The following is a 12,978-nucleotide window of genomic DNA, read 5'->3' as shown; positions in this document are numbered from 1 at the left end:
ACCCCCGTGAGCCCCATCGCCCTAGCCCGCCTGCTGACCCTCGCCGCTGTCTGGGGGGCGAGCTTCCTGTTCATGCGCATCATCGCCCCGGAACTCGGCACCGTGCCGACCGCGTTCTTCCGGGTGTCGATCGCCTGCCTTGGGCTGATCGCGATCCTCGCCGCTACCCGGGTGCGCTGGGACTTCAACGGCAAGCTGGGCGCCTGCCTGGTGCTGGGCATGATCAACTCCGGCATCCCGGCGACCTTCTATTCGGTGGCAGCGCAGGTGCTGCCGGCCGGCTATTCGGCGATCTTCAACGCCACCACGCCACTGATGGGTGTGCTGATCGGCGCGCTGTGCTTCCGTGAGCCGATGACACTGGCCAAGCTGTGCGGGATATTCCTGGGCCTGTTCGGCGTCGGCATCCTCAGCGGCGCAGGGCCTGCGGCGCTGGACCTGGCCCTGCTGCAAGGCGCTCTGGCCTGCCTGGCGGCGACCACTTGCTATGGCTTCGCCGGTTTCCTCGCCCGGCGCTGGATCAGCGGCCTGGATAGCCGCCTGTCGGCCCTGGGCAGCATGCTCGGCGCGACGCTGCTGCTCAGCCCGCTGTTCACCTGGAGCGCCCTCAGCCAACCGCCAGCCAGCTGGGGCGGTTGGCAGGTGTGGTTGTCGCTGCTGGGCCTGGGCCTGCTGTGCACCGCGTTCGCCTACATCCTGTACTTCCGCTTGCTGGACGAGATCGGGCCGGTCAAGGCCAGTACCGTGACCTTCCTGATTCCAGTGTTCGGCGTGCTGTGGGGGGCGTGGCTGCTGGACGAGCCACTGTCGATGGCACACCTGTACGGCGGGGTGCTGATTGGCGCGGCACTGTGGCTGGTGCTGCGCCCTACCCGGCAGTGAACCGGGCAGCGTGGGAGCTGTGTAGCGTGGGAGCGGCGGTGCGCCGTTGCGACTTGCCCCGCGATTTCGTCAGATCGGACGACGCATCGCGGGGCAAGCCCGCTCCCACTGGCGTCAGGCCTGCGCTGTACGCAACGCCGGCTTGCGGAACACAAACAGCAGCCCGACCACGATCAGCCCCATGCCCAGCAGGCTGAGCGGCGCCAGGCGGTTACCGAAGATGATGAAATCCATCACCGCCGTCACCGCCGGCACCAGGTAGAACAGGCTGGTGACATTGACCAGGTTGCCCCGCGCAATCAGCCGGTACAGCAGCAGCGTGGCCAGCAACGAGACCACCAGCCCCATCCACAGCAGCGCGCCGAGGAAGCTGGCATTCCACGCCACCTGCAACGGCTGGAACGGCGCGAACAGCGCGCACAGGGCAAAACCTGCCAGGTACTGCAATGGCAAGGTACCCATGGGGTTGTCGGTGATGCGCTTCTGCAGGATCGAGCCGCAGGTCATGCTGGCCAGCGCCAGCAAGGCGAACAGCATCCCGAGCAACGAGACGCCACCCAGGTTGATGCCCTGGTAGACCACCATCACCAGCCCACCAAGGCCCAAGCCAAGGCCGAACAGCCGGCTCCAGGAACGCCTACGCTCCATCAGGACCACGGTGAGGATTGGCTGCACGCCCATCACTGTGGCCATGACGCCGGGGGTGACGTGGGTGTTCAGCGCCAGCAGGTAGAAGATCTGGTACGCGCCGAGCAGCACGCAGCCGGTACCCAGGGCGCGCAGAATGCCACCCCGGCTACGCGGCCAGCGCAACCCCAGCAACGGGCCGATCAGCAACAGGCCGGCCAGTGCCAGCGCCGAGCGCAGCAACAGGAAGGCGAAGGGGCTGGCCTGGGCCAGACCAAGCTTGGAGACGATCGCCCCGCTGCTCCACAGCAGGACGAACAGGCTGGTGGTGGCCGCCGAGGCCACGGATGCTTTGTTGAAAACAGACATGTATTGCCACCTGTATGGGCAAGGAAAGCCGTACGGGCGGTTCTATCGCGTATCGAGGGATAGCCGACCGTGTTCAGTAGCTTGCGTGCGCTGGGGATGCGGCCAGAAGCCGATCAGCCCAGTACGACCACGCAAGGAGGCGGAGCTACGCCGCCTACGACGCCACTGACAGGTGGTGGTGGGTAATGACTGATCATGGCCGGCTGCTGGCTGCCACGCACAACCACGCCCGCGACAGGCGCGAGAACGTAAGCAGTGGTGGAAGGGATGGCTGGCATGAGCAGGTCTTCTGCAGAAGTGAATGTTTCGGAATATATCGGCAATTCTTTGGCTGAGCAACAGGGCCCCATCGCCGGCAAGCCGGCTCCCACAGGGTCATGCGTTTCACTGTGGGAGCCGGCTCGCCGGCGATGGGGCCCTGGCAAGCAACGGATAAATCAGAACAACCAGCGGTACAGCGCGACGGCGACCAGCACCGCCAGCACTGGCCGCAGCACACGGTAGGCCTTGGGATTGGCACGCTTGAACTGCTTCACGCGGGAGCTGATCACATTGCTGAAACGCTTGCTCCAGGCATACGCCTGGTTGATCCCGCCGACACGCTCGTCGTCGGTATTCTGCGGTGCGGTGGCACGGCCGAGGAAGGCGCTGACCTTGCGGTTGATGCGGGTCATCAACGGGCTGTTGAGCGGGCGCTCGACATCGCAGAACAGGATCACCCGAGTCATCTCGGTCTCGTTCTTCACCCAGTGCACGAAGGTCTCGTCGAACATGACGTCCTCGCCATCGCGCCAGGCGTAGGGCTGGCCGTCGACGTAGATGCGGCAGTTGTCCGAATTGGGGGTGGACAGGCCCAGGTGATAGCGCAGCGAACCGGCAAACGGGTCACGGTGCGGGTTCAGATGGCTGCCGCCGGGCAGCAGGGCAAACATCGCACCTTTGACGTTAGGAATGCTGTTGACCAGTTCGACGGTCTTGGGGCACAGCGCCTCGGCCGACGGCAGCGCTTTGTCGTACCACTTGAGGTAAAAACGCTTCCAGCCCTTCTTGAAAAACGAGCCGAAACCGGCGTCGTTGTCCTTTTCTGCGGCTTTGATGTAACCCTCGTCGAACAGGCGCATGGCCTCTTCGCGGATGGTTTGCCAGTTGTCCTTGAGCACGTCCAGTTCAGGGAAGCGCTGGCGGTCGAGGTACGGCTTGGAAGGCACGCCGGAGAACAGGTACATCAGGCTGTTGTACGGGGCGAACAGCGCCGAATGGTTGACGAACTGGCGCAGCACCGGCAGACGCGCCTTGCCGCGCAGGTGTACGAACAGCACGCTGCCGAAAAAGACCAGCAACACACCGGCCTTGGCGACAAAGGAAAAGGTCATGCAACACTCCTTGGAGGGGAAATCTGGCCATCCCCGAATAGCCGGACATGATAACCCCCTCCGGGGGAGCTGCAAGCTCCTAGCCGTAAGCGGCAAGCTGATCTGCGTCAACGCAGGCCGTGATCTTGCCGCTTGAAGCTTGCAACTTGCAACTTGCCGCTTACTTTGCCGCTTACTGCTGGTTTTCCTGCTCGCTGAACATGTCGCTGAACAGCATGCTGGACAGGTAGCGCTCGCCGGAGTCAGGCAGGATCACGACGATGGTCTTACCCTGCATTTCCGGTTTTTCCGCCAGGCGCACCGCCGCCGCCATCGCCGCGCCACAGGAGATGCCACAGAGGATGCCCTCCTCCTGCATCAGGCGAATGGCCATGGCCTTGGACTCCTCCTCGGTCACCGTCTCCACCTGGTCGACAATCGAAAGGTCGAGGTTCTTCGGCACGAAGCCGGCGCCGATGCCCTGGATCTTGTGCGGGGTGGGCTTGAGTTCCTCGCCGGCCAGGGTCTGGCTGATCAGCGGCGAGTTCACCGGCTCCACCGCCACCGACAGAATCGCCTTGCCCTGGGTGTGCTTGATGTAGCGCGACACCCCGGTGATGGTGCCACCGGTGCCGACGCCGGCCACCAGCACGTCCACCGCGCCATCGGTGTCGTTCCAGATTTCCGGGCCGGTGGTCTTCTCGTGGATGGCCGGGTTGGCCGGATTGTCGAACTGGCCCGGCAGGAAGTGCTGCGCAGGGTTTGAGGCGACGATCTCGTTGGCCTTCTCGATGGCGCCCTTCATGCCCTTGGCCTTGTCGGTCAGCACCAGCTCGGCGCCCAGCGCCTTGAGCACCTTGCGCCGCTCCAGGCTCATCGACTCCGGCATGGTCAGGATCAGCTTGTAGCCGCGGGCGGCGGCCACGAAGGCCAGGCCGATGCCGGTATTGCCCGAGGTGGGCTCGACGATGGTCATGCCCGGCTTGAGTTTGCCGCTGCTCTCGGCGTCCCAGATCATGTTCGCGCCGATCCGGCACTTCACCGAGTAGCCAGGGTTGCGCCCTTCGGTCTTGGCCAGGATGGTCACGCCGCGCGGGGCGATGCGGTTGATCTGCACCAGCGGCGTGTTGCCGATGGAGTGGGCGTTGTCTGCGTAGATACGGCTCATGGCAGGTGTCCTTGAACATGAAAGAGCGGGGAAAAACATCAGGGTAAGCCTGCAACGGGGGAGCGTAAAGCCTGATCGCGCCTGCCGGGCGGCCGGTCGTGACGGACCATTCAGGGACTGAATACCGGGTCTGCGTTTGCAGGCGTCGGGGCTGGGGTTATAGTCGCTGACAAAATACAAACATGTGTTGTCTCTACCGGCCCTATCGCCGGCAAGCCGGCTCCCACAGCGATTGCGCCGTACCTGTGGGAGCCGGCTTGCCGGCGAAGGGCCGGCACAGGCCACCCCAGAGGATCGGTTCATGAAGTTCGAAGGCACCCGCGACTACGTCGCCACAGACGACCTGAAACTGGCGGTCAACGCGGCCATCACCCTGGAACGCCCGCTGCTGGTCAAGGGTGAGCCCGGCACCGGCAAGACCATGCTCGCCGAGCAATTGGCCGCCTCGTTCGGTGCGCGCCTGATCACCTGGCACATCAAGTCGACCACCAAGGCCCACCAGGGCCTCTACGAGTACGACGCGGTCAGCCGCCTGCGCGACTCGCAGCTGGGCACCGACAAAGTCCACGATGTGCGCAACTACCTGAAAAAGGGCAAGTTGTGGGAAGCCTTCGAGGCCGAGGAGCGGGTGATCCTGCTGATCGACGAGATCGACAAGGCCGACATCGAGTTCCCCAACGACCTGCTGCAAGAGCTCGACAAGATGGAGTTCTACGTCTACGAGACCGACGAGACCATCAAGGCCAAGCAGCGCCCGATCATCATCATCACCTCCAACAACGAAAAGGAGCTGCCCGACGCCTTCCTGCGCCGCTGCTTCTTCCACTACATCGCCTTCCCCGACCGCGACACCCTGCAGCGCATCGTCGATGTGCACTACCCGAAGATCAGCGAGTCGCTGGTCAGCGAGGCGCTGGACGTGTTCTTCGACGTGCGCAAGGTGCCGGGCCTGAAGAAAAAGCCCTCCACCTCCGAACTGGTCGACTGGCTCAAGCTGCTGATGGCCGACAACATCGGTGAAGCGGTACTGCGTGAACGCGACCCGACCAAGGCCATCCCGCCGCTGGCCGGGGCCCTGGTCAAGAACGAGCAGGACGTGCAACTGCTCGAGCGCCTGGCCTTCATGAGCCGGCGCGGCAACCGCTGACAGGAGCCGGGCCATGCTGCTCAACCTGTTCAATGAAATGCGCGCGGCCAAGGTGCCGGTGTCGGTGCGCGAGCTGCTCGACCTGCACCACGCCCTGCAGAAGGGCGTGGTGTTCGCCGACATGGACGCGTTCTACTACCTCGCCCGGGCCATCCTGGTGAAGGACGAACGCCATTTCGACAAGTTCGACCGCGCTTTCGCCGCCTACTTCAAGGGCCTGGATAACCTCGACCGGCACATCGAGGCTCTGATCCCCGAGGACTGGCTGCGCAAGGAGTTCGAACGCTCGCTGAGCGACGAGGAACGCGCGCAGATCCAGTCCCTGGGCGGCCTGGACAAGCTGATCGAGGAATTCAAGAAACGCCTCGAAGAGCAAAAGGAACGCCACGCCGGCGGCAACAAGTGGATCGGCACCGGCGGCACCAGCCCGTTCGGCTCGGGCGGCTTCAACCCCGAGGGCATCCGCGTCGGCGAGGCCGGCAAGCGCCAGGGCAAGGCGGTGAAGGTGTGGGACCAGCGCGAGTACAAGAACCTCGACGACCAGGTCGAGCTGGGCACCCGCAACATCAAGCTGGCGCTGCGCCGCCTGCGCAAGTTCGCCCGTGAAGGCGCCGCCGAAGAGCTGGACATCGACGGCACCATCGACCACACCGCCCGTGACGCGGGGCTGTTGAACATCCAGATGCGCCCCGAGCGGCGCAACACGGTGAAGCTGCTGTTGCTGTTCGACATCGGCGGCTCGATGGATGCCCATGTGAAGGTGTGCGAAGAGCTGTTCTCGGCCTGCAAGACCGAGTTCAAGCACCTGGAGTATTACTACTTCCACAACTGCGTCTACGAGTCGGTGTGGAAGAACAACCTGCGCCGCACCTCGGAGCGTTTCGCCACCTTCGACCTGCTGCACAAGTACGGCGACGATTACAAAGTGATCTTCGTTGGCGACGCCGCCATGGCCCCCTACGAGATCACCCAGCCGGGTGGCAGCGTCGAGCACTGGAACGAAGAAGCCGGGTATGTGTGGATCCAGCGCTTCATGGAGAAGTTCAAGAAGGTCATCTGGATCAATCCGTACCCCAAGCAGGCCTGGGACTACACGGCGTCAACCCACCTGGTGCGCGACCTGATCGAGGACAAGATGTATCCGCTGACCTTGCAGGGGTTGGAAGACGGGATGCGTTACCTCTCCAAGTGATGAATTGACTGGACTGACCCCATCGCGGGGCAAGCCCGCTCCCACGCCATACTCTCGTGGAAATGGCGTGGGAGCGGGCTTGCCCCGCGATGAGGCCGGCAGACTCAACCCCACCTGCGCAAGTACACCTGCTGCTCCCGCCACGCCTCATCCTGCACCACCGCCCGGAACCGCACCACCGCCCCCGGCAGGCACTGCGCCAGTTGCGCCAGGGCCAGCGGCGTCAACGCGCCCAGCCGCGGATAGCCGCCAATGGTCTGCCGGTCATTGAGCAGCACGATCGGCTGCCCGTCCGGCGGCACCTGCACAGCGCCCAGCGGGATGCCCTCGGAAATCATCGGCGCCCCCTGGTACACCAGCTGCGACCCCAACAGGCGAATGCCCATGCGATCGGCGCGACTGTCCAATGTCCAGTCACGATTGAACGCCTCGAACAAACTGGTACCGCTGAAGTCGCCAATCTGCGCGCCCATTACCAGGTCCAGCAGGGGCTTCTCGTCATACACCGGGCGCACCGTTTCAGGCACGTGGGAGCGGGCTTGCCCCGCGATGGCAGCACCCGCGTGCAACACCTCACCTTTGAGCAACGCCCGGCCCTGCCCATCCAAGCCACCCAAGGCTTCGCGCACCACCGTCGCACAACTGCCCAGCACCACCTCACCCGCGAATCCGCCGGGCGCCGCCAGATAAGCCCGCACGCCCTGACGCGGCTGGCGCAAGCTCAACTGCTGCCCCTTGCCCAGCCTGAAGCTGCGCCAAGGCGCCACTGGCCGCTCATCGATATGCGCATCCAGGTCGGCACCGGCCAACGCCAGCACGCAATCCTGTTCGGCGACCACGCTGAAACCGCCCAGGGCGATCTCGACCACGGCGCTGTCCAGGTCGTTGCCCAGCAGCCAGTTGGCCCAACGCATGGCCACCCAATCCAACGCCCCGCCCTGGGTCACACCCAGGTGGCGCACACCAAAACGCCCGGCATCCTGCAACAGGCACAGCGCGGTGCTGGCCTCGATCCGCAACTGGCTCATGCCTGGGCCTCCAACGGGCTGTCGTCGCCGCCCAAGGTGATGAATTCACGGCGGTCCACCGCCACAAAACGTACCCGGTCGCCCGGCTGCAGCAGGCTGTAGCCTTCGCGCTCACGGTCGAACAGGCGCACCGGCGTGCGCCCGATCAGGTTCCAGCCGCCCGGCGATACCGCAGGGTAAGCGGCCGTCTGGCGTTCGGCGATGCCCACGCTGCCCGCCGCCACGCGCTTGCGCGGGGTGCTCAGGCGCGGGCTGGCCAGGCGCTCATCGACCAGGCCCATGAAGCCGAAGCCGGGGGCGAAACCCAAGGCAAATACCGGATAATCGCGACCGCTGTGCAGGCTGATCACCTCGGCTTCACTCAGGCCGCTGCGGGCGGCCAGCAGTGGCAATTCAGGGCCGACGCTGGCGTGGTACCACACCGGGATCTCGTGGCGCCGCCCGGCGCTGCCGGGGTCCGGCTGCAACCCCTCGAATGCTTGCACAATGCGCTGGCGCGCTTCGTTCGGTGCCAGGTCGAACTGCACCATCAGCGTGGTATAGGACGGCACCAAGTCGATCAGCTGCGCGCCGAACACCGCTCGCAGGCGTTGGCTGGCGGCGAGAATCCAGGGCATGTTGGCCTCATCGATACGGTCGAACAGGCGCACCATCAGGCTGTCGAACGCCACCACCTCGATACGCGGCGTCATGGCAGCTCCAGCGCGTCGAGGGCCTGGCGGATCTGGCGTACGGCGGCCACCGAGCTTTCGTTGTCGCCATGCACGCACAGGGTGCTGGCGTTCAGCCCCACAGCGCTGCCGTTATCAGCCACCAGTGCTTCACCCCGGGCCAGGCGCAATGCCTGCTCGACCACCAGCGCCGGGTCGTGGTGCACCGCGCCCGGCAGGCGCCGCGACACCAGGTGACCGCTGGCGGTGTAGGCACGGTCGGCGAAGGCTTCGAACCACAGCGGCACGCCGATTTCGTCGCCCAGGGCCTGGGCGGCGCTGTTGTCAGCAGTGGCCATGAGCATCAAAGGCAGGTTGCCGTCATAGGCGGCCACGGCCTCGAGCACGGCACGCAGCTTTTGCGGGTCGGCCATCATGTCGTTGTACAGCGCGCCATGGGGCTTGATGTAGGCCACCCGGCTGCCCTGCACCTTGCAGATGCCATCCAGCGCGCCGATCTGGTAGTGCAGCAGGTCGCGGATCTCCTCGCTGCTGCAGGCCATGGAGCGGCGACCGAAGCCCACCAGGTCCGGGTAGGCCGGGTGCGCGCCAATGGTCACGCCATGCTCCAGCGCCAGGGCCACCGTGCGGCGCATGGTGCCCGGGTCGCCGGCGTGGTAGCCGCAGGCGATGTTGGCGCAATCGATGTACGGCATCACCTCGGCATCCAGGCCCATGCGCCAGCTGCCGAAACTCTCGCCCATGTCGCAATTGAGTAGCAGGCGTTTCACTTGGCTGATTCCCGTGTCGATGTTCATGCTGCCTACCTTAGCGTGCCAGCAGTTGTTTGCCGCGGGTTTCCGGCAGGCTCAGCGCTGCCAGGATCACCACGCCATAGGACACCGCGGCGAAGGCGCCAATGCCGAGCCCCAGGGGGACTTTCTGGCTGAGCAGGCCGATCAGCAGCGGGAACAACGCCGCGAAGACCTTGCCGATGTTGTAGCAGAAGCCCTGCCCCGAGCCGCGGATACGGGTGGGGAACAGTTCGGTGAGGAAGGCGCCCATGCCGCTGAAGATGCCCGAGGCGAAGAAGCCCAGCGGCAAGCCCAGCCACAGCATCACGTCATTGCTGACCGGCAGCTGGGTGTAGAGCAGCACGATGATGAACGAACCCACGGCGAACAGGATGAAGTTCTTCTTGCGCCCCAGCAGATCAGACAGGTACGCGCTGACCACGTAGCCAATGTAGGAGCCGACGATCACCGTCGCCAGGTAGCCGCCGGTGCCGAGCACGCTCAGGCCGCGTTCGTTCTTGAGGAAAGTCGGCAGCCACGAGGTGATGGCGTAGTAACCGCCCAGCGCGCCGGTGGTCAGCAGCGAGGCGCGCACGGTAATCCAGAGCATGCCGGGGGCGAAGATCTCGTAGAAATGCGCGGGCTCGGCAGCGCTTTCGGCGGCCTTGGCCTCGCGATAGACCTCCGGGTCCTTGACCAGGCGGCGCACGAAGATCACGAACAGCGCCGGCAGCAGGCCGAGCAGGAACAGCGCACGCCAGGCTTGTTCAGGTGGCAGCCAGGAGAACAGCAGCGCATAGAGGATGGCGGTGAGGCCCCAGCCGATGGCCCAGCCCGACTGCACCATGCCCACCGCCTTGCCACGGTCCTGGGCGCGGATCACCTCGCCGATCAGCACCGCGCCGGCGGTCCATTCGCCGCCGAAACCGAAGCCCATCAGGGTGCGGGCGATCAGCAGTTGCTCGTAGTTCTGGGCGAAGCCGCAGAGGAAGGTGAAGAAGGCGAACCACAGCACCGTCAGTTGCAGGGTGCGTACCCGGCCGATGCGGTCGGAGAGGATGCCGGCGATCCAGCCGCCTAGGGCCGAGGCGATCAGCGTGCTGGTATGGATCAACCCGGCCTCGGTGGTGCTGATGCCCCAGAGCATGATCAGGGTGGGCACGACGAAACTGAGCATCTGGGTGTCCATGCCGTCCAGGCCATAGCCGATCTTGCAGCTCCAGAAGGTGCGTCGTTGCTGGGAGTCGATGTCGCGGTACCAGGCGAAGGGGCCGCTCGAGGATCGGGCGGGGGCCTGCTGCTGCACGCCGGTCGGGTTCATGTATGCCTCGGCTTGTTGGTATTGTTTTACGGGCGACGTCGAGGTCGCGGCCTGGCTGCCATGTTCAGAGCCAACGCCTCAAGCGTCCAACGAGAAAATCCGCCGGTCTGGAACAAGAAAAACTGATCATGAACCTTCGTTTCCTCGAAACCTTCGTCTGGGTCGCCCGGCTCAAGAGCTTCCGCCTCACCGCCGAGAAGCTGTTCACCACCCAGGCCTCGGTGTCCAGCCGCATCGCCGCGCTGGAGGCCGACCTTGGGGTGAAACTGCTGTTGCGCGACTCGCGCGGGGTCAGCCTGACGCCCGAAGGCAGCAAGGTGCTCGAATACGCCGAGCGCATGCTCGACACCGCCAAGGCCATGAAGCAGTCGCTGGACAGCGACCGGGCCAAGACCGGGCGGATTCGCCTGGGGGTGATGGACACGGTGATCCACACCTGGATGAGCGCGCTGGTGGCGGAGCTTACCGAACGCTATCCGCAGGTGGAGATCGAACTGGTGGCCGACACCGCGCTGAACCTGCGCGAACAGCTGCACAAGGGCTTTCTCGACGTGATCCTGCAGACCGACCTGCTGCGCGAGCCGTCGATCCGCAGCCTGGACCTGGCGCGTTACCCCATGGGCTGGATCGTTGCCGCAGGCTCCATCCACCACCGTGACTATGGGTCGCTGGCTGAGCTGGGCCGCGAACGCATCGTCACCTTCTCGAAGAATTCACGGCCTCACCAGGAGGTGCTCAGCCTGTTGCAGGGTGCAGGGGCCGAGGCGCCGCGCTTGAACTGCGTGAACTCGGTGGCGGCAATCACGCGCTTGCTGCGCGATGGCTTCGGCATCGGCGCGCTGCCGCCGGCGCTGGTGGACAGCGAGTTGAGCCGGGGTGAACTGGTGCTGCTGGAGGGGTTGCAGCCACCGCCGAGCCTGGAACTGGTGGTGGCCTGGCAGACCGGGGTGGCGCTGGTGGACGAGGTGGTGGAGGTTTGCCGACAGGTGCTGGAGCGCTATGCGCGGGATGTGGGGGGGCAGCGGATTGTGTTGGTCTGAACGGCCCAATCGCAGGGCAAGCCCGCTCCCACGCATGCAGTGTGTTCACCTGTGGGAGCGGGCTTGCCCCGCGATTGGGCTGGCGAGGGCTAGCGCCAGCTCTCTTTGACCACCTTGCGCCGACCACCCAGGATCACCCAGCCGACCAGCAGCAACAGGCTCTCGACCACGAACGCCAGCACGAACCCGGCGCCAATCCCCCAGCCGATCGCCTCGGGCACCAGCAGGATCTGGTAGCTGTAGCCCTTGAGCGTCTCTTCACGCAACGCCGGTTCCGGCTGCACCAGCACATGCCAGGTGCGGCTCACCCACGAGCCTTGCAGCGCCTGCCACTCGTGCTCCAGCAACTGATTACGGATCAGCAGGCTTTCGATGCTGTTGGCATCGCTGTTGAACACCGGGTCGTCGCTGCTGCGGTAATGCTGCACCAGCGCCTGCAGGTCGCCGTTGAAGAAACGCTGGGCAGTCTGGCGGAAGCCGTCGAGCGCCTGGCGCGATTCCAGCAGGTGCGCCTCGACCCGCTGGCTGTAGTCCTTGACCAGCCCGGGCACCTGGATACCGGCCAGCAGGCCGAACGTGAACAACAGCAAGCGCAGGTAACTTCTGAACATGGAGCGTCCTTAGCTCTGGCCGTGGGCGACGCACTCACCGTGGCGCCACAGGGCCCATTGGCCCGGCTCGTAGCGGTTCCAGGTCTCGTTCTCGGTCAAGGCTTCAGTGGCGATCACCGTGACCACGTCGTTGGGGGTGGTTTGCGTGTGGAAATCGACGATCAGGTCGACATCCTTCAAGCGTGCAGCACCGAAAGGCGCGCGGCGGGTAATGTGCACCAGCTTGGTGGAGCAGAAACAGAACAGCCAGTCGCCGTCGCTGAGCAGGCAGTTGAACACGCCCTTGCCACGGTATTCGGCGCAGGCTTCGACCAGCACCGGCAATAGTTGCTCGACCTCGACCGGCTCGGGGAAGGCCTCGCGCACGCGGTTGAGCAGGTCGCAGAAGGCCGCTTCGCTGTCGGTGTCGCCGATCGGGCGATAGAAGGTGCGTTGGCCGCTGAACTCGCCCAACTGGCCATTGTGCGCGAAGCACCAGTTGCGGCCCCACAGCTCGCGCACGAACGGATGGGTGTTGGACAGGCACACCCGGCCAACGTTGGCCTGGCGAATATGGCCGATCACCACTTCGCTCTTGATCGGGTAGCGCTGCACCAGATTGGCCACCTCCGACTCGCTGCTCGCCGCCGGGTCCTGGAACAGGCGCAGGCCGCGCCCTTCGTAGAACCCGATGCCCCAGCCGTCGCGGTGCGGGCCGGTGCGGCCACCGCGCTGCATCAGGCCGGTGAAACTGAAGACGATATCGGTGGGGACATTGGCACTCATGCCCAGCAGTTCGCACATGCTCGCGGCTCCTG

Annotated in this window: 13 protein-coding genes; 4 read left to right on the top strand and 9 right to left on the bottom strand. The window is 65.0% G+C overall.

Going from position 1 to position 12,978, the window contains the following annotated elements; translation table 11 throughout:
- Positions 1 to 6 precede the first annotated feature (6 nt).
- Entirely contained in the window at positions 7 to 882 is an 876-nt protein-coding gene (locus LOY51_RS07210) for a DMT family transporter (RefSeq protein ID WP_125857793.1), read from the top strand.
- 114 nt (positions 883 to 996) lie between these two features.
- Here LOY51_RS07210 and LOY51_RS07205 read toward each other — a convergent pair whose 3' ends face one another.
- From LOY51_RS07205 to cysK, 3 genes are all read right to left on the bottom strand, one after another.
- Complete coding sequence (locus tag LOY51_RS07205) at positions 997 to 1,878, bottom strand: DMT family transporter (RefSeq protein WP_258645437.1); 882 nt, start codon at positions 1,876 to 1,878, stop codon at positions 997 to 999.
- A gap of 437 nt (positions 1,879 to 2,315) precedes the next feature.
- Positions 2,316 to 3,251: an aspartyl/asparaginyl beta-hydroxylase domain-containing protein gene (locus LOY51_RS07200; protein ID WP_125857791.1), complete on the bottom strand. Its 936-nt coding sequence runs from the start codon at positions 3,249 to 3,251 to the stop codon at positions 2,316 to 2,318.
- A gap of 172 nt (positions 3,252 to 3,423) precedes the next feature.
- The gene (gene cysK / locus LOY51_RS07195) at positions 3,424 to 4,398 is read right to left on the bottom strand and encodes a cysteine synthase A (RefSeq protein ID WP_125463078.1); all 975 of its coding nucleotides are present in this window, start codon (positions 4,396 to 4,398) and stop codon (positions 3,424 to 3,426) included.
- 301 nt (positions 4,399 to 4,699) lie between these two features.
- Here cysK and LOY51_RS07190 point away from each other — a divergent pair, with 301 nt between their 5' ends.
- The gene (locus tag LOY51_RS07190) at positions 4,700 to 5,545 is read left to right on the top strand and encodes an AAA family ATPase (RefSeq protein WP_110992491.1); all 846 of its coding nucleotides are present in this window, start codon (positions 4,700 to 4,702) and stop codon (positions 5,543 to 5,545) included.
- 13 nt (positions 5,546 to 5,558) lie between these two features.
- Positions 5,559 to 6,737: a vWA domain-containing protein gene (locus tag LOY51_RS07185; protein WP_125857790.1), complete on the top strand. Its 1,179-nt coding sequence runs from the start codon at positions 5,559 to 5,561 to the stop codon at positions 6,735 to 6,737.
- 104 nt (positions 6,738 to 6,841) lie between these two features.
- Here the strand turns inward: LOY51_RS07185 and LOY51_RS07180 are convergent, their stop codons facing one another.
- From LOY51_RS07180 to LOY51_RS07165, 4 genes are read right to left on the bottom strand one after another with little or no spacing between them, the layout of a single operon-like run.
- Positions 6,842 to 7,765 (bottom strand): 5-oxoprolinase subunit C family protein, encoded by a 924-nt coding sequence (locus tag LOY51_RS07180; RefSeq protein WP_125857789.1) that lies wholly within the window; start codon positions 7,763 to 7,765, stop codon positions 6,842 to 6,844.
- Positions 7,762 to 8,457, bottom strand: coding sequence for a 5-oxoprolinase subunit PxpB (gene pxpB, locus LOY51_RS07175; RefSeq protein WP_125857788.1), 696 nt, complete (start codon positions 8,455 to 8,457; stop codon positions 7,762 to 7,764). Before pxpB ends, LOY51_RS07180 begins: the two co-directional genes overlap by 4 nt.
- The gene (locus LOY51_RS07170) at positions 8,454 to 9,233 is read right to left on the bottom strand and encodes a 5-oxoprolinase subunit PxpA (RefSeq protein WP_125463074.1); all 780 of its coding nucleotides are present in this window, start codon (positions 9,231 to 9,233) and stop codon (positions 8,454 to 8,456) included. The genes pxpB and LOY51_RS07170 overlap by 4 nt, the downstream gene beginning before the upstream one ends.
- Positions 9,234 to 9,243: 10 nt before the next feature.
- Complete coding sequence (locus tag LOY51_RS07165; RefSeq protein WP_258645432.1) at positions 9,244 to 10,530, bottom strand: MFS transporter; 1,287 nt, start codon at positions 10,528 to 10,530, stop codon at positions 9,244 to 9,246.
- A 128-nt stretch (positions 10,531 to 10,658) separates the two neighbouring features.
- Here LOY51_RS07165 and LOY51_RS07160 point away from each other — a divergent pair, with 128 nt between their 5' ends.
- Positions 10,659 to 11,570, top strand: a complete 912-nt coding sequence (locus LOY51_RS07160; RefSeq protein WP_258645429.1) for a LysR family transcriptional regulator — start codon at positions 10,659 to 10,661, stop codon at positions 11,568 to 11,570.
- A gap of 89 nt (positions 11,571 to 11,659) precedes the next feature.
- On the opposite strand, the gene LOY51_RS07155 is transcribed toward LOY51_RS07160, so the two are convergent.
- Together LOY51_RS07155 and LOY51_RS07150 are read right to left on the bottom strand one after the other, a co-directional pair.
- Positions 11,660 to 12,181, bottom strand: coding sequence for a DUF2937 family protein (locus LOY51_RS07155; protein ID WP_125463071.1), 522 nt, complete (start codon positions 12,179 to 12,181; stop codon positions 11,660 to 11,662).
- A gap of 9 nt (positions 12,182 to 12,190) precedes the next feature.
- Positions 12,191 to 12,964, bottom strand: coding sequence for a class II glutamine amidotransferase (locus tag LOY51_RS07150; protein WP_125463070.1), 774 nt, complete (start codon positions 12,962 to 12,964; stop codon positions 12,191 to 12,193).
- Positions 12,965 to 12,978 lie beyond the last annotated feature (14 nt).

Origin of the sequence: Pseudomonas sichuanensis (genome assembly GCF_024749065.1) — a bacterium.
In the GTDB taxonomy this organism is placed as follows: domain Bacteria; phylum Pseudomonadota; class Gammaproteobacteria; order Pseudomonadales; family Pseudomonadaceae; genus Aquipseudomonas; species Aquipseudomonas sichuanensis.
The sequence above is the reverse complement of the archived record's forward strand: the minus strand, read 5'-3'. Positions and strand labels throughout refer to the sequence as shown.

Coding starts and splice junctions, on each gene's coding strand:
- LOY51_RS07205 (WP_258645437.1), bottom strand. CDS start 1,878: ATGTCTGTTTTCAACAAAGCATCCGTGGCCTCGGCGGCCACCACCAGC.
- LOY51_RS07200 (WP_125857791.1), bottom strand. CDS start 3,251: ATGACCTTTTCCTTTGTCGCCAAGGCCGGTGTGTTGCTGGTCTTTTTC.
- cysK (WP_125463078.1), bottom strand. CDS start 4,398: ATGAGCCGTATCTACGCAGACAACGCCCACTCCATCGGCAACACGCCG.
- LOY51_RS07190 (WP_110992491.1), top strand. CDS start 4,700: ATGAAGTTCGAAGGCACCCGCGACTACGTCGCCACAGACGACCTGAAA.
- LOY51_RS07185 (WP_125857790.1), top strand. CDS start 5,559: ATGCTGCTCAACCTGTTCAATGAAATGCGCGCGGCCAAGGTGCCGGTG.
- LOY51_RS07180 (WP_125857789.1), bottom strand. CDS start 7,765: ATGAGCCAGTTGCGGATCGAGGCCAGCACCGCGCTGTGCCTGTTGCAG.
- pxpB (WP_125857788.1), bottom strand. CDS start 8,457: ATGACGCCGCGTATCGAGGTGGTGGCGTTCGACAGCCTGATGGTGCGC.
- LOY51_RS07170 (WP_125463074.1), bottom strand. CDS start 9,233: ATGAACATCGACACGGGAATCAGCCAAGTGAAACGCCTGCTACTCAAT.
- LOY51_RS07165 (WP_258645432.1), bottom strand. CDS start 10,530: ATGAACCCGACCGGCGTGCAGCAGCAGGCCCCCGCCCGATCCTCGAGC.
- LOY51_RS07160 (WP_258645429.1), top strand. CDS start 10,659: ATGAACCTTCGTTTCCTCGAAACCTTCGTCTGGGTCGCCCGGCTCAAG.
- LOY51_RS07155 (WP_125463071.1), bottom strand. CDS start 12,181: ATGTTCAGAAGTTACCTGCGCTTGCTGTTGTTCACGTTCGGCCTGCTG.
- LOY51_RS07150 (WP_125463070.1), bottom strand. CDS start 12,964: ATGTGCGAACTGCTGGGCATGAGTGCCAATGTCCCCACCGATATCGTC.